This is a genomic window from Mycobacterium sp. NPDC051804, assembly GCF_044452905.1.
GTDB lineage: Bacteria > Actinomycetota > Actinomycetes > Mycobacteriales > Mycobacteriaceae > Mycobacterium.
Map to the genome: position 1 here is coordinate 19,748 of NZ_JBITCD010000003.1, position 20,164 is coordinate 39,911.

Genomic DNA, 20,164 nt, shown 5'->3' on the forward strand with positions numbered 1-20,164 from the left:
TCATCGACATGATCCTGATAGCCCTGGCGGGTGTCGGGGCAGGCGCGATCAACGCGGTCGTCGGGTCAGGCACCCTCATCACGTTCCCCACGCTCGTCGCGCTGGGGTATCCGCCGGTCACCTCGACGATGTCCAACGCCGTCGGGTTGGTGGCGGGCAGTGCGTCGGGGACGTGGGGCTATCGGCGCGAGCTGCGCGGTCAGTGGAATCGGCTGAGGTGGCAGTTGCCGGCGTCGTTCGTCGGCGCAGGGCTGGGTGCGTGGCTGCTGCTGCACCTGCCAGAAAAGGTCTTTCAGCAGATCGTGCCGGTGCTGTTGATCCTCGCGCTGGTGCTGGTCGTGGTCGGGCCGCGGATTCAGAATTGGGCACGGCAGCGATCCGAGGCGGCGGGCGAATCCGCGGAGCACGTGTCACCCCGGAAGATGGTGATGCTCGTTCTTGCGACGTTCGCCGTCGGCATCTACGGCGGGTACTTCACCGCCGCGCAGGGGATCCTGCTGATCGCCGCCATGGGCGCGTTGCTACCCGAGAGCATGCAGCGGATGAATGCCGCCAAGAATTTGCTGTCACTGGTGGTGAACATCGTTGCGGCAGTGGCCTATACGGTGGTCGCCTTCGACCGAATCAGCTGGCTGGCCGCCGGCCTGATCGCACTGGGGTCGACGATCGGCGGGTTTCTCGGCGCGCACTACGGGCGGCGGCTGTCGCCGAATGCGCTGCGCGCGTTCATCGTCGTGGTCGGCCTGATCGGGCTGTGGCGGCTGCTGACTCTTTAGAAGTGCTTGCGCCCCTTTTCCTGTTCGAGCACCGCGTCAAGGTCTTTGAGTCGCTCCATCGATGACACCGCCCGCTGCGTGCGGTTGTTCTTGGCGAGCATGTCTCGATGTCGATGGACGAACGCCCAATAGCCCGCCGTGAACGGGCAGGCGTCGTCGCCGAGACGTTTCTTCGGGTCGTAATCGCAGTCGGCGCAGTGGTCGCTCATCTTGTTGATGTAGGCGCCGCCTGACGCGTAGGGCTTCGTGGCGAGCTTGCCGCCGTCGGCGTGCTGGCTCATGCCAATGACGTTGGTCGGCATGACCCAGCGGAATCCGTCGACGTAGGCGGTGGCGAACCACTCGGTGAGCTCACGCGGGTTGTAGCCGCGCTGCAGTGCGTGGTTGCCCAGCACCATGAGCCGCTGGATGTGGTGTGTCCAGCCGCGGTCGCGGACGCCCATCAGGGCGTGGCGCAGGCATTCGGCGGTGACGGAGTCGGCGTCGAGGTCCGTCCACCAGTCCGGCAGCTTGGTCCGCGCCTCGAGCTTGTTGTTGCGAGTGTAGGTCGGGCCGAAGTGCCAATAGAGATGCCACATGTATTCGCGCCAGCCGAGGATCTGGCGGATGAAGCCTTCGACGGCGGCGAGCGGAGCCTGCTGCTGGCGGTAGGCCTGTTCGGCGGCGTGGACGGCGTCGAGCGGATGCAGCACGCCGAGGTTCAAGGGGACGGACAGCAGGGAGTGCGACATGGCCCAGTCCTGGCCCATCATGGCGTCTTCGTAGCGGCCGAAGAGTTCGAGGCGGTGGTCGATGAAGCGGGTCAGCGCGCGTTTGGCTTCAGACGGCGTGACGGCGAACAGGCGCGGGCCGTCGTCGCCGACGGTGTCGATCTCCATACGGTCGAGGTCGTAGCGCACCTCGTCGTCGATGTCGTCCTCGCGGGGGCGGTACGGCTTTGGAGTGTCAAGTGTCGCTTGCTTTTTGGGCGGTGATTCGCGGTTTTCTTCGTCGTAGTTCCACCGACGGCCGACGGGATCGGAGCCGTCCATGAGGACGTCAAACCGGCGGCGCTGGTCGCGGTAGAAGTCCTCCATCCGGAATCTCGTGCGGTTGCCGGCCCACTCGGCGAAGTCGGCGCGGGGCAGTGCGAAAGTCGGCGTCGGGAGAACGTCGGCGACGAGGCCTTGTTTCTTGAGGTCGTGGACGAATCGCTCGGCCGCGAATGAGGTCGGTTCGTGCACCAGAACGGGGCGTCCGCACCGCTCCAGGGCGTCGGTATAGGAGTCGGTCCTGATGAGGGTGGCGCGGTCACCGAGGTCGCGCTTGGCGTGCCGGAGCGCGGACAGGACGAGGTGCAGCTTCTGGCGGTGGTAGCGGCGACGGCGCAGCGCGGAGGTGGCCTCGACGAGCAGGATCTCGCGATGAGCGTGTTCCCCGCCGTGAACTGCGGGGCCCAACTGGTCAGCGAAGAGCCAGAGCGGCGTGTCATCGTGCGTGGTCACAGGAGTCGAGTACCCGGGGTGAGCGATTGCAATTGTGACGGGGCGCTGCGGTAGGCTTTCGATCTGCTGCCGGCGATCCTGGCAGCACCACGGGCTGTGGCGCAGCTTGGTAGCGCACTTGACTGGGGGTCAAGTGGTCGCAGGTTCAAATCCTGTCAGCCCGACAGAAAACGAAAACCCGCCGGCGAAGCCGAGCGGGTTTCGTTTTTGTCGGGGGACATGATGCTGGGAGCCGGCGGCTCCCGTCGGCCCAGGGAGTTATCCCGGACCGCCTTTCCTCATACCCGCCGGACGTAAGTAACGCGCCGATGAGTGGCACTGTCGGCGAGTCCTGCCCATCGCGTCCGTTTAGGAAGTTCCAAGCCGGCGCCGCGAGTGTCGAGGTGGCAATCAATTTGCTTGGCGAGAGAGGTGACGCATGGTTCGGAAGTTGGAGCGGCGCCGGGTGCGGGGTGCCCTAGACAGGTTCGGGCCGCCATTGCAGAGCTGCGACATGAAGATTCTCAATGATGCAGAAGATGAGGCATCGGCCCACCCGCAGGCGACGCTGAAAGTGAAAAGGTCGTACCAAAAGGTGGCGCAGCGCCGCCTCGATGGCAGCTTGACAGCGTCACACGTTCGGTCCGCCACGGGAGCGTAGCGTCTGCACCCCGACGGTCGCGACGCCAGCCACTTTCATGGCACCCTGGTTGGCGACGTCGTCTGCGGGGCACTCTTGGATTGCTTCGCACGAGGGTGCGCCGACGCGCTCGGGTCGCCGTGCGGCCGTTGCTCGATGTTGGGTCAGTGTCGAGAGTCCGCCAGATATTTCCAGGAGGGAATTGCATTGACAATCGAACCTGTCAAGACGTTTTCCCGCACGTTCAGGGGCTACGAGCCGACTGCGGTTGATGCGTCCATCGAGGCGTTCACCACCAAACAGCAGTTCCTGCTCAACGACATTGAGAGCCTCAGGGGCCGACTCAGGGAACGCGACCGTGAAGTGAACGTCCTGCGGAATGAGCTGGCTGATCTCGTCGACACCTCGTCGTCTCCGCGTGCGATGCAGCAGCGAATGGCCAAGATGCTGCAGCGTGCGGTCGACGAGGTTTCCGAGATGCAGGCCGAGGCGCGGGCCGAGGCACAGGCGCTGATCGCGGCAGCCGCAGCCGAAGTTGAGGCCGAGCAACAAAAGCACCGAGAGTTGTTGGCGGACATGGTCGCAAAGCAAGACGCCCTATCGGCCGAGTATGAAGAAGCCAAGAAAAAACTCGACGAAGAATTGGCCGCGATGCGCGCCGAAAGCCAATCAGAAATCGAAGCGGCGCGGCAGGACGCGCAAGAGCATCGTGAGCAGCTCCTCGCCGATGCAAAGCAGGAGGCTGATTTTTATCGCGAGCAGGCCCGGCAGGAGGCGCAGGCGGCCAGAGAGCAAAGGGTCCGAGTTCTGGAGCAGCTGATGGGTGTGTATCGCGACCTGGAAGAGGTTCCAGCCACCCTCGAATCGGCATACCGAGAGGCAAAGGATTCGGCAGAGTCGAGCGCGTGATCCTCCCTGCGACGACCTCGGCAACCGTCGCTAGGACGTCTTACCGAAGTTTTCCGCAGCCGTTGTGATCTTGGCTTACGCCATGGTAAGTATTGCCCACAGCGAATTCCTGGGGGAGGCCTTTACTATGGTCAAGATCATTTCGCAAGTAACCAAGCTACTCATCGCCGGTGCTCTGGCTTACGGCTTGATCGGGGTTGCGGGTCCGGCGTCGGCGGAACCGACCTGCTGGGGGTCGATATCAGGTGGGTGGGCTCATCAACCGTTCGAGGTGGGCTCGGCGGACCAAGCCGGGTGCACTTACGCACAAGACGCAAGCGATACGAGCATGGCCGATATCGACGAGGCGGGCTCGTATCCAGGCAGTGGCCCGGAAATCTCGGCTTCGCCGTGGACGCAAGTCCCGTAGCGCTGAAAAATAGGTTCGGCCCGCCGCCCCGCAGAGCGGCAGGCCGAACAGTTGACGCCGTTAGTTCCCGAACACGCGAACGATCGCGCCTCCGGGGTAGTGCTCACGATGCGTCTCGACCGCGTCTGCAGCGCTGCAGGCGATCACGATTCGACAGGTCTGCCCCTGCGTATCGCGACTGATCACGGTGTAGTGATCGTCCAGGGGACTTGTTTGGCAAAGCGTGCGAGTCATCGGGATGTTCCTATCTTTGGGTGAAGGCGGAGACGAATACGGCGATGTGAAGGTATTTCCGTTCGAGGGTGTGGCGTGTCCGCTGATCGGGCCTTCTTCCGGGGGAATGTGGGCCCCACCGATCGGGGGAGGATGGGGCTACTCGGAACTCGTCGCCATCGACGTGGATTGCGGTTGTTTCCCCTTGGCGCGCATTGCGAGCACACCGCCCCCGATCACGAGCGCCATACCGATATAGGTAGCAATCGTCGGCCGGTGATCCCATACGATCCAGTCGATGACCGCGGTGAAGACGATCACGGTGTAAATGAACGGACCCACCTTTTCCGCGGAGGCGTACCGGTAGGCCACCACGATCAACGCTTGCGAAAACAGTTGGGCGAAGCCGAGACCGATGAGCCACGGCCATCCTGGCGATGCGATCGGTTGCCAGTCGGCGATCGCAATCGGGACGGACATCACGGTCGACAGCAGAAAGTAGTAGAAGAGGATTCTGGTGACGGGTTCCGTGGCGCCGAGCCAGCGGACCGACATCATCGCCACGGCCAGCAGTACGGCTCCCGCCAGCGCCGACAGCTCGCCCGCGGAGAACCCGTGCCCCTGCGGCTGCAGCACCAAAAGTATTCCGACGAAGCCGATCCCGGCACCCAGCCACGTCGGCACCGCAACCGATTGCCGGGTCACCGCCCACGCGATCAGCGGCATCCACAGTGGGGCGCTGTACGTCAGCAGCGTCGCGTTGGCCAACGGAATCAAGGTGATCGCGACGAACAGCGCGTACCAGCATCCCGTTCCGGTAGCTGCGCGCAGCACGTGCAGGCCAATCCGTTTCGTGCGGAGCGCCGCAAACCCGCCCCGCCAGACAATCGGGACGATGAACAGCAAACAGATCGCGTTTTGGAATAGCAGCAGCACGCCGGTCGAGGTGTACTGTCCTGACACCTTTGCGAGCGTGCCGACCAACGCCACGCAGAAGAACGCCGCGGTGGTGAGAAGCGCTCCTATGCCGAGGTTTTCGTCCCGGTAGCCGACGGACTCAGTGCTCACCGGCGACAGGTTCCAACTGTGGTGTCGAGCGCTTCATCACACCGTTGAGCAGACGCGGCGACACCAGGTCGAGCGCACGCAGCGGAAGCATCTTCCGAGGTGCTATGCGCACCGGTCGAGTACGTGCCGCGACCACCATCCACTCGGCGGCCTCCTTGGCGCTCAGCGCGGCCAGCCCGTCGTAGGCGCGGGTGGGGGCGATCATCGGGGTGGCCACCAACGGGTAGTAGATGGTGGTCGACTGCACGCCAGATTCGGCGAGCTCGTTGTCGATGACCCGGCTGACCGCGCTCAGTGCGGCCTTGGAGGCGTTGTAGACACCGAACAGCGGCGACGACTCGGGCATCACGCGCCAGCTCGAGATGTTGATGATGTGGCCGTCGCCGCGTTCGACCATGCCCGGCGCCAGTCCGCCGATCAACCGCAGCGGTGCATAGTAGTTCAGCGTGATGGTGCGTTCGACGTCGTGCCACCGGTCCAGTGACTGGAGCAGCGGGCGGCGAATCGATCGGGCCGCGTTGTTGATCAGGATGTCCACCGGGCCGACTGCGCGCACGAGCTCATCGACGGCGTCTAGATCGGCAAGGGTGGTGGGCATGGAGATCGCCTGGCCGCCGCGCGCCGTGATCCGGTCCACAACAGCGGCCAGCAGATGTTCGCGTCGTGCCACGACGATTACCGTCGCGCCGTACGCCGCGAGCTTCTCGGCGGCGACCTCCCCGATGCCCGACGACGCCCCTGTCAGCAGAATCCGCTTGCCGTGCAAATCAATTGGGGAACGAGCAGGCACGCGGGGGAGCGGTCGCATACCCGCCAGACGTAGCGCGCGCCGAGCACTACCGATAGGCATGCGCGTCAAGTCGTCTCCCTCACCGGCGCTCCCTCCGCGATGCGCATGGAATCTGAACAGGCCAGCGCCTACATCGATTGTGATTCATCCGATGGGCAAACGGACGCGAACGGGGTTGATCCACGTTGCCCCATGTTCATTGGTGCGCTGAATCGTCAGACTTTCCAGCCAAGGCAGCTGTGAGTCGGCGCGTTGCCGAGGCGAGTTGCGATCCCATTCGCATGAGATCTGCTCCGCTGATTGGCTCGGCGGGCGGAACCAGGCTCAGCATCAGCACGACGCGGGACCCCGGGCCGAGGATGGGCGAGTCGATATGGCTCACCTCGTAGGAACGGTCCGGGTCGAGGCTGCCGGGGAACCAATCCTCCTGGTGAACGAGTTCGTCGGTCAATTCCTGTGCCAGCTGGCTCAGTCGGCTCGAACGTATCTCTGCGCTACGGACGATCAGCGCCAACTCTTGCAGACGTAGATCCGGCAGGATGTGAAGTCCGACAGCGTATCCGCGCTCGTTCGCCGCAGTGATGGCTGTGCGATAGCGATCACGCACGTCCTCGGGCAGCGTCGTCAACCAACGCTCCCGGACGTCTGATCCGGCCCACGCGACTGTCGACGCCCCATACGGCGGGCGATGCGGGAACTGCGTACCGATCGGCATCGGGTGACCCCCACCGTGCACGCTTCGAACCTGATCGACGACCGTCGAATAGTCCTCGTCCACCGAGAACGCTACGCAATGCGCGCCCGTCGCCACCGACAACTCGGTCATTGCCGAGCGGGCCAGCACCAGCGCCGGGTAGCGGTCGGCTGCTTCCCGCCCGAGTCGAACCAGGGCGGGCCCGAGGTGGTAGGTCTTGCGCACCGGATCGCGCAGCAGCCACCCGGCCCGCAGCAATTCCGACAGCATCGAGTGGCAGCTCGCCTTATGGACGCTCAAATGCCGCGATACCTCCGCCAACGTGACCCCGCGGGTGCCGTCTTCTGCCAAGTGCTCGAACAGATTCACGACCCGCTCGGTCTGAGGTGACGGACGGGGCGCCATAGGTCGATGGTCGCATAGTGCGACTGCTTGCGGTGTCATAAGCGACCATGTGACGATGGCCACAATGAACGACCTACGAGGCAAAGTGGCCGTCGTGACCGGGGGCGCCGGTGGGATCGGGCGAGCGATGGGCAGGCGTTTCGGCCAGGAGGGTATGAAGGTCGTCCTCGCCGATGTGCTCGCTGAACCTCTCGACGAAGCAACGCGAGCACTGGTGGACGAAGGCATCGAGGCACTGGGCGTGGTCACCGACGTCACCGACTATTCGTCGGTCGAATCGCTCGCCAAGGAGGCCCTCGACCGTTTCGGCGCGGTGCACGTAATGTGCAACAACGCCGGCACCGGCGCGGTGTCCGAGGGCTACATGTGGGAACACGACCTTGCCGACTGGCGCTGGGGAATCGACGTCAACGTGCTCGGCGTCATTCATGGCATCAAGGCGTTTGTGCCCCACCTGCTGGAGCAGGGTGAGGGGCATGTAATCAACACCTGCTCGGGAAACGGCGGGTTCGCGCCGATTGCCCGGGGTGCGATGGGAGGGGCCGCCACGGCGGTCTACCCGATGACCAAAGCTGCGGTGCTGTGCTTGACCGAAAGCCTCTACACGCACTTGGAGATGACAGGAACAGGGGTGCGTGCGCACGCCCTCTTTCCCGGGGGCTTCTTGAACACCGGCATCTGGGAGTCGTGGCGGAACCGGCCGTCGCAGTACGCCGCGACGCAGGAACGCCACACTCCAGACACGACGCTCGAGAAGGTCGTCGACCGCTTCGAATCTGCCGGCGTGCACATCGAATTCACGCCCTTGGAGACGGTCGCCGACCAGGTCATTGAAGGAATCCGGGCGGACACCTTCTGGATGATGGGCCCACCTGCGCCATCCGATCAGGTCGTCAGCAAGAAGGCGGCATCGATCCTGGCTCGCGGCGAGCCCGACTACCTCGTGGACGTCCTCAGCAATGCAGCCGATTCTGAAGGAGGAAATCGTTGATGAGCGCTCGCGCGAAGAGGAGAAGATGTTGAGCACCAACACCGTTCGTTATGGTCCCCGCGAACCCGAGGCGCGTGTCGACCACGAGATCGACGCCACCAAGGCGCCCATCGCCACCGAAGCCGTCACCGTCACCTACCGCACCGACCCGGAGATCGTCGCGGCAGTCCTGCCCAAGCCGCTGGAGCCGGCTGACGAACCGCTGGTGCGTATCTCGTTCCAGCGAGTCCAGATCGAAGGCAGGCCACCGTTCGGTTCGGCGGTGTTCTCGGTGGCCGCCCGTCACGGCGACCTGGCCGGTGACTATCCGCTCTTCATGCCGCAATCGACCGAGCAGTCGGTCACCGGCGGCCGCGAGACCTTCGGTGAGCCAAAGAAACTGGCCGATATCGCGGTCGACCGCGACGGAAACAGCGTGACGGCCTCCGTTGCTCGGCTGGGATACCCGCTCATCACCATGAGCGGCCGCATCAGCGGGCCGGCGGAGTTGCCGCCCGATCAGGTGAACACCGAGTTCTACTTCAAGTTCCTGCGCGCACCCGACGGCGGCGGCATCACCGACCCCCACCTGGTCTACGGCGAATACCACCGACATTACGAATTGCTGGAGAACATCGACGGCACCGTCGAATTGGGCGAGTCGCCGCTGGACCCGGTGGCCGACATCGTCGTCCGCGAAATCAGCTCGATCACGTGGTGTCGTCGGCGCACCATTCAGGTAGGCCGGATTGCGCAACAGGTGCCGCAGGACTGGCTGTTGCCCTACGTCCACCAGCGCTACGACGACGTGGCACTGCTCGCCGCGCCCAGGCCCGAGCCGACGACGGTATAGCGCATGGATCGCTACACCGTGATTTCGGCAGACTGCCATGCCGGCGCTGATCTGCTCGACTACCGCGAGTATCTGGACCCCGTCTTCAGGGACGAATTCGACAGCTGGGCAGCGACATACGTCAACCCATTCGCCGACCTCGCCGACGCGGACGCCGAACGCAACTGGGACAGTGACCGGCGCAACGCGGACTTGGACGCAGAAGGTGTCGCAGGGGAAGTCATCTACCCCAACACCATTCCGCCGTTCTTCCCTTCGTCGAGCCTGGCGGCGACGCCACCGGAAACTTCCAGTGAGCTCGAGCTGCGCTGCGCTGGTCTGCGAGCGCACAACCGCTGGCTGGCCGACTTCTGCTCGCTGTCGCCCGAGCGGCGTGCCGGGGTGGGACAAGTCATGCTCCAAGACCTCGACGACGCCATCGCCGAGATCAAGCAGATCGCCAAACTCGGACTGCGCGGCGGCGTTCTGTTGCCCGGGATCCCGCCTGGGTCGGCCATCCCGCAGCTCTACGCCGAACACTGGGAACCGCTGTGGGCGGCGTGCGACGACGCCGGCCTCGTGGTCAACCACCACGGCGGCAACGCCGGACCCAGCCCGCTCGACGGATGGGGCAGCTCGTTCGCGATTTGGGTGTACGAGACGCATTGGTTCGCCCACCGCGCGCTGTGGCACCTGATCTTCAGTGGCGTCATGGATCGCCACCCTGACCTAACCGTGGTCTTCACCGAGCAGGGAGCCGGCTGGATCCCCGCCACCCTCGACTCGCTCGACGTCGCGGCAACCCGCTACGCGCGGGAGGGCTCGGCGATTTCCCGCTTCGCCGGCCCCACCGCGGGCTCGTTGTCGCTCAAGCCCAGCGAGTTCTGGGCCCGCCAGTGCTACGTCGGCGCGAGTTTCATGCGGCCCGTCGAGTGCGCCGAGCGCCACGACATCGGCGTCGACCGGATCATGTGGGGAAGTGACTACCCGCATCTTGAGGGAACGGGCTTCTTCACCCGAGAAGCGTTGCGTTACACGTTCAGCGGCGTTCCCGCCGAAGAGGTCGCAGCCATCCTCGGCGGAAACGCGGCGGCCGTCTACGGCTTTGACTTGGCGGCGCTGCAGCCGTTGACCGACCGGATCGGCCCCACGGTGACCGAGGTTGCCGAGCCCCTCGCCGCAGTCCCGGAAGGTGCGAGCAGCACCGTCTTCGAGCCCGACCCCATTCGTACCTGGTAGCGAAAGGACCAGCCCATGGACCCTTACCTGATCATCTCGGCCGACACGCACGCCGAGCTCCCGACTGAGCAGTACCGCGAATACGTCGACCCCGAATATCGGGAAGACTTCGAGGCCTACCTCGCCGAGAAGCAAGCCGCCGCGCAGGCCGGTGGCTTCATTGACGAAGAGTTCGCCGAACAGTGGTTCGAGGAGCACGGCGAGGGCATCTCCGGCGGATGGGATGTCGCGCAACGAGATAAAGAGCTCGACGGTGATGGCGTCGTCGGCGAGGTGATCTTTCCCGACGCCGATGCCGTGACAGGGGTCGCCGGCGCGCCCTTCGGTGCCGGCCTGGGTCAATCCGGCGACATGGATCCCGGCCGCGCGATGGCCGGGGCTCGGGCTCACAACCGCTGGTTAGCGGAATTGTGCAGCCACAGTCCCGAGCGGCGCGCAGGCGTCGCGGTGGTCCCGGTCCTCGCGGACGTTGACGCCGCGGTCGCGGAGATCAAGCGGGCTGCAGAGTCGGGGCTGCGGGGCGGAATTCTGATCCCGGTGCTCTGGGGCGACTACCCGCCGTATCACGATCGTCGGTACGACAAGGTGTGGGCGATCTGCCAAGACCTGGAGATGCCGGTGCACACTCACGTCGGTCCGGCGCCTAGTGCGGAGTACGGAGAGCACCTGGGCATCTACACCACCGAGGTGCGGTGGTGGGGTGCCCGTCCCCTGTGGTTCGCGTTGTGGTCCGGCGTATTCGAGCGTTTCCCCACACTGCGCTGGGGTGCAACTGAGTGCGGCGCCTTCTGGGCCAACGACCTGCTCTGGTTGATGGACACCCGCTTCCTGCGTGAGCACTCGGCGAAGAAGATGAGCCGATTGCTCGAAGGCCAGCTGACGATGCCGCCCTCGGCGTACTTCGACCGGAACTGCTTCATCGGGGCCACCACGACCGAGCGCAGAGAGTTGGCTCGTCGCTACGAGATCGGCGTCTCGAACATGCTGTGGGGCAACGATTACCCCCATCCGGAAGGAACCTGGCCAAACACCCGCAAATGGCTTCGCCACGCATTCTGGGACATTCCCATCGACGAGACGAGACAGATGCTCGGCTTGGCCGCGGCTGAAATCTACAAATTCGACCTCGAGGCTCTCGCGCCACTCGTCCAGCGCATCGGTCCCACGCCCGCGGAGCTCGGCCAGGACGACTCCGTGAGCATCCCCAAGTGGGAAACGGCCCGCGAGGCCGGACGCTCCTGGTTGACGGAATCGGAGCCCATGCCCGACCTCGTGCAGAGCTGAGTGGCGTTGGTGGACGAGCCGCACTTGAAGTTCGAGCGCGACGGCGATGTCGTCGTGCTCACGATGAACAATCCGCAGAAGCGAAACGCGCTGACGCCATCGATGATCGAGTTGATGGCGCAGGCGTGGGACGAGATCGACGGTAACGCCGACATCCGCGTCGCGATTCTCACCGGCGAGGGCTCGTCGTACTGCGTCGGCGGTGATCTGGCCGACGGCTGGATGGTGCGCAAGTCGTCAGACGGCGACGCCAAGCCGCAGCAAGAACGCAAGGGCAGCGTCATCACCGACGGACTCCTGCTGAGTCGGTCGTTGGCCAAGCCGCTGATCGCCGCTGTCAACGGCGCCTGTCTCGGTGGCGGCTGTGAGATGTTGCAGCAGACGGATATCCGGATCGCCGAGGAGCAGGCGGTCTTCGGATTGCCCGAGGCGAAGTGGGGGATGATCGCCGGTGCCGGGTCGACGGTTCGCCTCAAACGCCAGATTCCCTACACCAAGGCCATGGAGATGATCCTGACCGGCGAACCGCTTACCGCGGCCGAGGCATATCACTTCGGCTTGGTCGGACACATCGTCCCGCAAGGCAAGTCGCTGGAGAAGGCGCGCGAGATTGCGGCCGTCGTCGCGGCCAACGGGCCGCTCGCTGTGCGCAATGCGAAGGCGTCGATCCTTGCGAGTGGGTGGCTCGATGAGGAGGACGCCCGAAAGATCGAACAGCGCTTTGTTGTAGAAGTCATGCGGTCCGACGACGCCAAAGAGGGGTTGGCGGCCTTTAGTGGTAAGCGCGCTCCGCGATTCACGGGAAGCTAGGCATGGAACACACTGGGCCGCTGAGCGGCGTTCGCGTTCTCGAACTATCTATTGCCCTCACCGGGCCGTACATCGGCGCCCTGTTCGCCGACCAGGGCGCGAGCGTCGTGAAGGTGGAGCGCCCCGATATCGGCGACATCATGCGGTGGATCGGTCCGAGCGTCAACGGGTTGAGTGCTGTCTTCCGAGTCTGCAACCGCGGCAAGCAATCGATCGCCATCGACATCCGCACGGACGTCGGACGAGAGATCGTCCTGGAATTGGCCGAGCGGGCTGATGTCGTCATGCAGAACTTCCGGCCAGGGGTCGCGGAGCGGCTCGGAGTCGGGTACGAGGACATTCGCAAGATCAACCCAGACGTTATCTACCTGTCGCAGACAGGATTTGGCGAGGTCGGGCCCTATCGAGATCGCAGTGCATACGACACGGTGATCCAGGCCTACGCCGGGGTCGCGTCCAGCCAGGCAGCAAAGGACGGCGAGCCGAAGTTCCTTCAGCAGGTGATCGCGGACAAGGTGTCGGCGCTGTATGCGAGCCAGGCTGTCACCGCAGCGCTGTACGCCCGTGCGATGGGACGCGGCGGTCAGCACCTCCATGTATCGATGGTCGACGCGGTGGTGTCGTTCCTGTGGGCCGACGCCGCGGGCAATGAAGTCTTGCTCGACACCGATGGTTCCCAGCCGTCGAGCTTCACGATCGGGCTCCGGCCATTCCCCTTCATCGACGGATGGGGCGTGGTGACGCCGATTTCGGACTCTGACTTCACCGGGATGTGCCGCGCCTTGGGCGCTTCCGGCGCCGACGATCCGCGACTTCAGACGGCGGAGCTTCGCAATCAGCACCGGCCCTTGATGGCCGAGGTCATGGAGTCCTGCTACCAGGGCGCAGCGGAACTCACTGTCGAACAGGCGACGGCGCGATTCGATGCCGAGGACGTGCCATACGCCATGATCGTCTCTGCACCGGAACTTCCCGACGATCCGCACGCCGTCGCCATGGGACTGTTCGTGGAGGCCGACGATCCAGTCGTCGGGCGCACCCGCATTCCGCGGCATCCAGCCCTGTTCGACGCGACGCCCGCCCAACTAGCCGGTCCCGCACCGGCATTGGGGGAGCACACCAGCGACGTGCTGGCCTCCCTGGGCCGTGCCGATCAGGAAGCTGACCTTCGGAAGGCGGGCATCATCGCGGGGTGACTCAGTAGGACTACGGCATCAGTAGTTGCGCGTTGGTGACGAAGAACTTCTCGATCACCTCGGGGCCGAACCGAGCGAGCTTCTCCGCGTACTGCGCGCTCGGGTCTTGGCCGCCCTCGTAGTGGGGGTAGTCACTGCCGTACACCAAAACATCCTGCAGCCAGGGGAACTGGTCCACGTACACGTCCAGCGGTTCCCACAGAAATCCGGAGACCCGTACATTTCGCTGGAAATATTCCTCGGGAGTGAGCGTCAGATGGCTTGTGAGACGACGGAACTGCGACCCGACGTTGCGCATGTTCTCGGCCACCGGACCGACCCAATGCGCGCTCAACTCGATGCAACCCATCCGCAGGGTGGGGAAGCGTTCGAACGCACCTCCGAATATCATCGCCGAGATGAAGGCCTGCGCACCGAGATGCATCGTGGACCAGGTGAAAGGCTCAAGCACACCTTCGGGTGTCTCGAGTGCCCTGCCGACACCGTTGTTGTGCCCGTAGTCGGCCCACGCCGGCGAGGCCAGGATGCCGGGGTCGTGGCCTGCGTGGAACAACACCGGCAGATCGTGGCGGACGATGGTGTCCCACAACGGATCCGCATCGGGATGCCCCGGCGAGATGCCGCCCGGCGGAATTCCCTGCGGAATGGACACCGCGCGGATCCCGTTGGCCGCAACACGGCCGATCTCGGCGACGGCCAGTTCGAGGTCGGTCGTGTCGATGAACGCCACCGGCCGTAGCCGCGGGCTGATTGTCGCCGTCTCGATGCACCAGTCGTTGTACCCGATCAACATGGCGCGGCCGCACTCCAGCAGCTGTTCTTGTGTCATGGTCGCCTCGCCCATCATCCATCGGACGCGCTCCGGTGGAACCTGGATGAACGTGGCGCCGAGGACACCGGGACCACTCGCGAAGACGAACGTTTGATCGACGCCGTAGGTGTCGAGGACATCAAGGCGACGCCCCATGTTGATCGCGCCGGGTGCGAACGACCCAACCAGTGGGCGTTTGGTTTCCCAGCCCTGCTCGATGAGCTTCCTGCTCACCGGCCCCGCGTCCTCATAGACCGGAGCGGCATAGGTCTCGAGCCCGTTGGGGTCGTGCAAGTTCATGAACAAGTCGGCGACGAATCTCGAGGCCTCCCCGAACTGTTCAGCCCACATGTGGGCTGGTACGAATTCGTGGTTGTCGGTGTCGAGTATCCGACCGGACACAGCCGCCAAGGCGGTCATGCCAGAAGGTTTGCTGTGCACTTGATTCACCAGTGCAAGATACAGCATTTGACGCCCGCGTGGATACCCTCTTATCGGCGCAGATCTTCGTTGATCTTGACGAGTTCCTGGGTCAACCATGCTTTGTCATCGGCGTTGCTGTAGCGCTCGAGTAGCTCAGGATCGCGACGGTTGCGGTACTGCTCGAACAGCTCCTTGTTGCGGCCGTAATCTCGACTCCACCCGGGCGTATCGGCGCTGCCGTCGGGGTTGTTGTGCTCGAACGAGTACGTGACGCCCGGCATTCTGCGGAACGTCGACAGCGTGAGCACGCCCAGATGGAATGTGGTGTCCTCGTATCCCCAGCCCTCGAACTCCTCCGGCTGCCCGCCCAGCCGCCAGTACTCGGTCGCGGTCGTCACGATGGCCCCGCAGAAGCTGTTCGTAAACTCCTTCAACACCGGTGCATTCGGAAACTCGACGAGAGGCTTGGAGGCCCATTCGGCGGGGATGAGCCGCCAGGTGTCGTGCAGGTAGGTGACTCCTACCGGGTTGGCGACGGCGGCGAGCACGTTGTCCATCGGGGGGAAGGTGTCGGCGTCGCAGAGGATGACGGTCTCCGTCTCTGCCTGTCGCACAGCGTTGTTGCGCGCCTTGGCTGCCGAGAAGATCTCGGTGTCGGAGTCGGCGGTGACGATCGGCCAGCCCGTCTGCCGCCAAAACTCCATGACACGGCGGAACGGCGCCATCCGCGACGGCGATGGCCGCCAGGGGATGCACACGGTGACGCCAGTAGAAGTCATGTTCCTCGATTCACCACATCAGTCGAAGCGGTAGCGGCCCAGACCCCAGCTTCGTTCTCCCGGAGGCGCGATCTCGTCCACGAGCTGCCCGTCCTTGTACATCTCGACGGGGTCGATCGCTCCCTGCGCGATCGCTTCGGTCCACGCCCTCGTTGGGCCCTCGCCCCACCAGAACCAGGGCGTCAGATCGTCGAGGACGACCCACGTGCCGGGATGGCTCAACGCCTTCATGTTCGCGATGTCGTCTCGCGCCTGCTCATATTCATGTCCGCCGTCGATGAACACGACGTCGAAAGCTGTTGCGGGATGATCTTTTCCGTAGTTGGGAACCGTCAACGCCGAGTCGCCTATGATGAGTTCGTGCCGCCCCGGGTACTGCGCGTCCACGAACTCCTTGGCATGGCCCACGACATCATGGCAGCCGATATCGAACGAGACGACCTTCACGTCCGCATTGGCACTCAGAAAGCCCAAACTGGAAAACCCTGCGTTGAAACCGATCTCGCCAACCAGCAGCGCGCCTGACCGCTCGACGAGGCGCCGGAGGTAGTCCTGCTGCTCGGGCGACGAAGAGCCTTCAGTGGGGAGGTGCCCGCGATCCTCGAGGAAGCTGATGATGTCGTCCATATGCGCCGTCACTTGGGGGCCGCCGCGGACAGGCCCGAATAGAACGTGCGCGCGCCGGTTTCCATCTCGGGTTCGGGCACGATCTCCCAGCCGTCCGTGCCGGCGTATTCGCCGCACTCCATCTCCCAGGCATTGGCGCCGTGGCGGATGTAGATGAACAGCCCCTCCGCGTCGATCGACTGCAGCCGCGAGCCCATGTCCAACGCCTGCTGAAGGAAGATCGCGTCTTCGGCCAGCGACTGGTCGGGGAACCTGGCTTTTTCCCAGATCCGGCGCCGGTACGTCATGGTCGCCCCGTGCACGTCGCCGATGTAGAAGATGCGGCGATGCAAATCGGGCTGCGTGCGCCAAAAGCGCCAGGTCGCAAGATCGAGCATCACGCTGTCGCGCAGCGCGGTGAGGTCGGCGTCGCCCGAGCGGATGGGTTCGACCTGGCGGGTCAGGCGTTCGGGGCCGTACCAATCGTCGTCGTCCCAGTGGGCGACGATCTCGCCGCGGGCGAGTTCGCACGCCTCGTTGCGCATCGCCCCGATACTGCGCAACGGCTTGCGAGTGGCGACGTAGCGGACGCGGGGGTCGTCGGGCATCCGTCCCTCCAGGGAGGGCGTGCCGTCCTCGATCACCACCATCTCCTTGTTCGGATAGTCCTGATCGCAGAAGTAGCGGACGGCCTGCAGGGCGAACTCCGGTCGCTCGCGCGTCGGCATGATCGCCGTCACCAGCGGCGGTTCGGACTCGGGGGCAGCCATAGCGGATACCGTAAACCATTTGCCCGAAGCTTGGCGGACCCACGCGCCAAGCGTTTGCTCTTGCCGCGGCGCCACTCGCCGTTCATCGAACGCTCCGATGCGCGGTCGCCACGTGACAACAGGGCTCCGCTCCAGCGCAAACGTGGACCCCGACCGGAGCTGGGGACCTCCTGGGAGGCCGCTTGCAGCTCGCTTCCGCCAACACGATTTCTCGTTGCACAACCGTGGCGTCAATTATTGTGTATTGTTTGCTAGTGTCCACGTCGTTCAAGATCAAAAGAGAGGCGGCTTCGGTGAGAAGCCAGGTCACACATTGTTCAAAGAGGTAACCCGGGACGGGTCGGCGACGTTCCCGGTGGACCTGCCTGTGCTGGCACACCACGTCGAGGAGTATCCCTGCAAGCCAGCGTCGGTCGTCTTCGTGACGCACGTCCTCGACACCGCGGTGCGCTTCGTCGAACTCGTCGCCTCGACCGCCGACATAGCGGGCATCGTCGCGATTCCGTATTCGACTACCGTCGCAGCACGCGACAAGCTCTGTAGCCAGTTTGATTTGCTCGAGCCCGTCACCGCGCCCGAGATGATGCTTGCTGTGAACGATGCGGTCCGCACTGCGCTCACGCAGTCGGCCGAGCGGAACGTGATCGTCCAAGAGATCGGCGGGTACTGCTCGTCGCAGATCGCGCAACTCGCCCGTCGTACGAACTTCGGCGGGGTCGTCGAGGACACCATGCAAGGGCACTGGCGATACCAAGCAATCGGGAACCTCGCATGTCCCGTGCTGACCATCGCGGAGAGCCCGCTCAAGGCGCTGGAGAACCGTCAGGTAGGTCGCGCCATCGCCTACTCGCTCGAGACAATCCTGCGATCTCGCTTCTTCCGCATACCGGTCGAGACCAGGATCGGCGTCCTGGGCTATGGCGGCATCGGAGAGGGCACTGCTGCGAGCCTCTCGGGCATGGGCGCCCGTGTTTCCATCTACGACCCGGATCCCATTCGCATGGCACGTGCGTTCGTCGAGGGTCTCGACGCTCCGGACCGCGAAACGGTCCTGCGCAAATCGGACGTGCTGATCGGTGTGTCGGGACAGCGCTCGATATCCGTCGACGACGTCCCTCTGCTGAAGGACGGCGCGATTCTCGGCAGCGGGAGCTCGAAGCGTGTCGAGATCGACGTCGACGGCCTCTATACCGCAGCTGACGATGTGGCCACCGACTCCGGGCTCACCCGTCTAATGATCGGCGGCAAGACCCTCTGGCTGCTGAATGACGGAACCCCAATCAATTTCGCCGACCAGGGCGTGCTCGGCCACGTGCTGGATTTGGTGTACACCGAGTTGTACATGTGCATCCGCAAGTTGTCCGAAGGCGCATGCGAGCCCGGACTGCAGACTCTGGACGTCATCGAACAGCAAGCCATCGCCAACGTGTGGCGTCAGATCTACTCGTAGGCATTCAAGGGGGACTTACTCGTGAAGACAACGACAGACCTGATCAACGAGACGGCCGAGTACGTGAAGCAGACCATGCTGGGCGATGCCACGGGACACGACTGGTGGCATGTGTATCGGGTGTGGCAGATGGCGACGCGTATCGCAGAGGAGACCGGCGCCGACATGACGGTGGTGCAGCTGGGAGCGCTTCTGCACGACATCGCCGACTGGAAATTCCACGACGGCGATACGGAGATTGGCCCGAAGGTGGCGCGGCAATGGCTGACCTCCTGCGGCGCCGACAGCGAAACGATCGACCACGTCTGCTACATCGTCTCGTCGGGGTCCTTTAAGGGTGCCGGCGTCGCGGATGTGCACGCGACGCTGGAGTCTCAGGTCGTTCAGGACGCCGACCGTCTCGATGCCATTGGCGCACTGGGAATTGCGCGGGCTTTTGCCTTCGGCGGAGCGATCGGCCAGGCGATGCACGACCCGGGCATCGAACACCAGTTTCACGACTCACCAGAGGCCTACTTCAGCGGTGCTTCGACGACGGTCAACCACTTTCACGAAAAGCTACTGCTGCTCAAGGAGCGGATGAACACCGAGTCCGGCCGGCGGATCGCCGACGAACGACACCGGTACATGGAGAACTTCCTCGAGCAGTTCCACGCCGAGTGGAACGGCAAGCGGTAGTAGGGCTGAATTGGTCATCAGAGATCTGTCCCAGCAGGGACCGTGCAACGGGGGCGGCAGGTACGTCACCGCCTATCACCACGACACCGCACCGGGTGGACACGTGCTGTTCGTCTCGGGGCCGGCGGGTGCCATCACTCAGTTACAGCTTGCAGATCCCACCTACACGCTCAAAAGCTCTATGGGACAGAGCTATTCCTTGCGCGGCGCTGGACCTCAGCCGACCCTTGAGACGGCGACCCTGCTGGAGCTGTTGACCGGTGTCCTCACGGTTCCCTGTGGAAGCTCGATTGACTTCGCCATCGCGCTCGACTGGTTCAACAAGGTCGTCGAGGGCGCGGCGGGCGACCTGACCGATCTCGCCGACCACGTGCACCGGGCCAAGCACCTGTACACGCCACTCGGCGACGTCGAGAACTTGAAGCAGGTCGGCAGGGCCGTCGTCGACGAGATCGCCGAGTTCGTCGGACAGCATCCGCTTCTGCAGAGCGTGGACACGATCGCTTCTCCTCCGGGGCATGATCCGACGGTGCTCAGCTTTGGATCGCGGGTCGCTGCGGGTGTTGCGCAGCGGCGCCGTATCCCGCTGGTCCGCTGCACGGCACCGGACGAACGGGCGCCGGCCAGGAGTCTGGCGTTCTCCGATCGTGCGGGAGCCCTCGGCGGGCAATTCCGTTGTCCGGACGATGTTTCCGGCCGGCGCATATTGATCGTCGACGACGTGTACGCCAGCGGAGCGACAGCGGAAGAAACGGCCCGCGCCCTCCGCGCCGCCGGAGCCCGCCAGGTGATGAGTATCGCGGCCATCAGGACGATGGAGTTCGAACTCGACCACGTCACGAAGGAGTTGGCCGAAGCGCTTCTTCGCGCCGATCGAGCACTCGCCCGGGCCGCAGTGAGCTCACGGCCGCTCGAAACCCGTAACGACGATGACGACTGGGCCTTCTGA

General features: G+C 64.3%; 19 protein-coding genes and 1 tRNA gene. 12 read left to right on the forward strand and 8 right to left on the reverse strand.

Features of this window, described 5'->3' with window-relative positions:
• Nucleotides 1–8 precede the first annotated feature (8 nt).
• Nucleotides 9–776: a sulfite exporter TauE/SafE family protein gene (locus ACIA48_RS11220; RefSeq protein ID WP_396732718.1), complete on the forward strand. Its 768-nt coding sequence runs from the start codon at nucleotides 9–11 to the stop codon at nucleotides 774–776.
• Here ACIA48_RS11220 and ACIA48_RS11225 read toward each other — a convergent pair.
• Nucleotides 773–2,260, reverse strand: a complete 1,488-nt coding sequence (locus ACIA48_RS11225; RefSeq protein ID WP_396730827.1) for a cryptochrome/photolyase family protein — start codon at nucleotides 2,258–2,260, stop codon at nucleotides 773–775. The two genes, ACIA48_RS11220 and ACIA48_RS11225, sit on opposite strands and share 4 nt — an antisense overlap.
• Nucleotides 2,261–2,350: 90 nt before the next feature.
• Between ACIA48_RS11225 and ACIA48_RS11230 the strand changes: the two genes are divergently transcribed.
• Both ACIA48_RS11230 and ACIA48_RS11235 read left to right on the forward strand, forming a co-directional pair.
• A tRNA-Pro gene (locus ACIA48_RS11230) sits at nucleotides 2,351–2,424 on the forward strand.
• 662 nt (nucleotides 2,425–3,086) lie between these two features.
• Nucleotides 3,087–3,788, forward strand: coding sequence for a cell division protein DivIVA (locus ACIA48_RS11235; protein ID WP_396730829.1), 702 nt, complete (start codon nucleotides 3,087–3,089; stop codon nucleotides 3,786–3,788).
• Between the two features lie 781 nt (nucleotides 3,789–4,569).
• Here ACIA48_RS11235 and ACIA48_RS11240 read toward each other — a convergent pair.
• From ACIA48_RS11240 to ACIA48_RS11250, 3 genes are all read right to left on the reverse strand, one after another.
• Nucleotides 4,570–5,478, reverse strand: a complete 909-nt coding sequence (locus tag ACIA48_RS11240) for a DMT family transporter (RefSeq protein ID WP_396730831.1) — start codon at nucleotides 5,476–5,478, stop codon at nucleotides 4,570–4,572.
• Nucleotides 5,468–6,337 (reverse strand): SDR family oxidoreductase, encoded by an 870-nt coding sequence (locus tag ACIA48_RS11245; protein WP_396730833.1) that lies wholly within the window; start codon nucleotides 6,335–6,337, stop codon nucleotides 5,468–5,470. Before ACIA48_RS11245 ends, ACIA48_RS11240 begins: the two co-directional genes overlap by 11 nt.
• Before the next feature lie 127 nt (nucleotides 6,338–6,464).
• Nucleotides 6,465–7,367 (reverse strand): IclR family transcriptional regulator, encoded by a 903-nt coding sequence (locus ACIA48_RS11250; RefSeq protein ID WP_396730835.1) that lies wholly within the window; start codon nucleotides 7,365–7,367, stop codon nucleotides 6,465–6,467.
• A gap of 64 nt (nucleotides 7,368–7,431) precedes the next feature.
• On the opposite strand from ACIA48_RS11250, the gene ACIA48_RS11255 reads away from it, so the two are divergent.
• The 6 genes from ACIA48_RS11255 to ACIA48_RS11280 are packed head-to-tail and all read left to right on the forward strand — an operon-like array spanning nucleotide 7,432 to nucleotide 13,698.
• Nucleotides 7,432–8,358, forward strand: coding sequence for an SDR family NAD(P)-dependent oxidoreductase (locus ACIA48_RS11255; protein ID WP_396732720.1), 927 nt, complete (start codon nucleotides 7,432–7,434; stop codon nucleotides 8,356–8,358).
• A 28-nt stretch (nucleotides 8,359–8,386) separates the two neighbouring features.
• On the forward strand, nucleotides 8,387–9,190 hold the full coding sequence (locus tag ACIA48_RS11260; protein WP_396732723.1) for an acetoacetate decarboxylase family protein: 804 nt from the start codon (nucleotides 8,387–8,389) through the stop codon (nucleotides 9,188–9,190).
• A 3-nt stretch (nucleotides 9,191–9,193) separates the two neighbouring features.
• A complete protein-coding gene (locus tag ACIA48_RS11265) occupies nucleotides 9,194–10,408 on the forward strand; it encodes an amidohydrolase family protein (RefSeq protein ID WP_396730836.1) in 1,215 nt (404 codons plus the stop codon).
• Nucleotides 10,409–10,423: 15 nt separating this feature from the next.
• Nucleotides 10,424–11,692 carry an amidohydrolase family protein gene (locus tag ACIA48_RS11270; RefSeq protein WP_396730838.1) on the forward strand — a complete coding sequence of 423 codons (1,269 nt, stop codon included), beginning with the start codon at nucleotides 10,424–10,426 and terminating at the stop codon, nucleotides 11,690–11,692.
• Between the two features lie 9 nt (nucleotides 11,693–11,701).
• Nucleotides 11,702–12,502, forward strand: a complete 801-nt coding sequence (locus ACIA48_RS11275; RefSeq protein ID WP_396732726.1) for an enoyl-CoA hydratase-related protein — start codon at nucleotides 11,702–11,704, stop codon at nucleotides 12,500–12,502.
• 2 nt (nucleotides 12,503–12,504) lie between these two features.
• Nucleotides 12,505–13,698, forward strand: a complete 1,194-nt coding sequence (locus ACIA48_RS11280) for a CaiB/BaiF CoA transferase family protein (protein ID WP_396730840.1) — start codon at nucleotides 12,505–12,507, stop codon at nucleotides 13,696–13,698.
• Between the two features lie 10 nt (nucleotides 13,699–13,708).
• On the opposite strand, the gene ACIA48_RS11285 is transcribed toward ACIA48_RS11280, so the two are convergent.
• The 4 genes from ACIA48_RS11285 to ACIA48_RS11300 all read right to left on the reverse strand — a co-directional run bounded on the left by ACIA48_RS11285 (nucleotide 13,709) and on the right by ACIA48_RS11300 (nucleotide 17,087).
• Nucleotides 13,709–14,929: an amidohydrolase family protein gene (locus ACIA48_RS11285; RefSeq protein WP_396730841.1), complete on the reverse strand. Its 1,221-nt coding sequence runs from the start codon at nucleotides 14,927–14,929 to the stop codon at nucleotides 13,709–13,711.
• A gap of 71 nt (nucleotides 14,930–15,000) precedes the next feature.
• Complete coding sequence (locus ACIA48_RS11290; protein WP_396730843.1) at nucleotides 15,001–15,711, reverse strand: hypothetical protein; 711 nt, start codon at nucleotides 15,709–15,711, stop codon at nucleotides 15,001–15,003.
• Nucleotides 15,712–15,729: 18 nt separating this feature from the next.
• On the reverse strand, nucleotides 15,730–16,338 hold the full coding sequence (locus ACIA48_RS11295; RefSeq protein ID WP_396730844.1) for a class I SAM-dependent methyltransferase: 609 nt from the start codon (nucleotides 16,336–16,338) through the stop codon (nucleotides 15,730–15,732).
• Nucleotides 16,339–16,346: 8 nt separating this feature from the next.
• The gene (locus ACIA48_RS11300; protein ID WP_396730846.1) at nucleotides 16,347–17,087 is read right to left on the reverse strand and encodes a glycosyltransferase family 2 protein; all 741 of its coding nucleotides are present in this window, start codon (nucleotides 17,085–17,087) and stop codon (nucleotides 16,347–16,349) included.
• A 313-nt stretch (nucleotides 17,088–17,400) separates the two neighbouring features.
• Here ACIA48_RS11300 and ACIA48_RS11305 point away from each other — a divergent pair, with 313 nt between their 5' ends.
• The 3 genes from ACIA48_RS11305 to ACIA48_RS11315 are packed head-to-tail and all read left to right on the forward strand — an operon-like array spanning nucleotide 17,401 to nucleotide 20,164.
• Nucleotides 17,401–18,537, forward strand: coding sequence for an NAD(P)-dependent oxidoreductase (locus ACIA48_RS11305; RefSeq protein WP_396730848.1), 1,137 nt, complete (start codon nucleotides 17,401–17,403; stop codon nucleotides 18,535–18,537).
• A gap of 21 nt (nucleotides 18,538–18,558) precedes the next feature.
• Nucleotides 18,559–19,215, forward strand: coding sequence for an HD domain-containing protein (locus ACIA48_RS11310; RefSeq protein WP_396730850.1), 657 nt, complete (start codon nucleotides 18,559–18,561; stop codon nucleotides 19,213–19,215).
• 10 nt (nucleotides 19,216–19,225) lie between these two features.
• On the forward strand, nucleotides 19,226–20,164 hold the full coding sequence (locus ACIA48_RS11315) for a phosphoribosyltransferase family protein (RefSeq protein ID WP_396730852.1): 939 nt from the start codon (nucleotides 19,226–19,228) through the stop codon (nucleotides 20,162–20,164).

Coding starts and splice junctions, on each gene's coding strand:
- ACIA48_RS11220 (WP_396732718.1), top strand. CDS start 9: ATGATCCTGATAGCCCTGGCGGGTGTCGGGGCAGGCGCGATCAACGCG.
- ACIA48_RS11250 (WP_396730835.1), bottom strand. CDS start 7,367: ATGGCGCCCCGTCCGTCACCTCAGACCGAGCGGGTCGTGAATCTGTTC.
- ACIA48_RS11255 (WP_396732720.1), top strand. CDS start 7,432: ATGAACGACCTACGAGGCAAAGTGGCCGTCGTGACCGGGGGCGCCGGT.
- ACIA48_RS11265 (WP_396730836.1), top strand. CDS start 9,194: ATGGATCGCTACACCGTGATTTCGGCAGACTGCCATGCCGGCGCTGAT.
- ACIA48_RS11270 (WP_396730838.1), top strand. CDS start 10,424: ATGGACCCTTACCTGATCATCTCGGCCGACACGCACGCCGAGCTCCCG.
- ACIA48_RS11280 (WP_396730840.1), top strand. CDS start 12,505: ATGGAACACACTGGGCCGCTGAGCGGCGTTCGCGTTCTCGAACTATCT.
- ACIA48_RS11285 (WP_396730841.1), bottom strand. CDS start 14,929: ATGACCGCCTTGGCGGCTGTGTCCGGTCGGATACTCGACACCGACAAC.
- ACIA48_RS11290 (WP_396730843.1), bottom strand. CDS start 15,711: ATGACTTCTACTGGCGTCACCGTGTGCATCCCCTGGCGGCCATCGCCG.
- ACIA48_RS11295 (WP_396730844.1), bottom strand. CDS start 16,338: ATGGACGACATCATCAGCTTCCTCGAGGATCGCGGGCACCTCCCCACT.
- ACIA48_RS11300 (WP_396730846.1), bottom strand. CDS start 17,087: ATGGCTGCCCCCGAGTCCGAACCGCCGCTGGTGACGGCGATCATGCCG.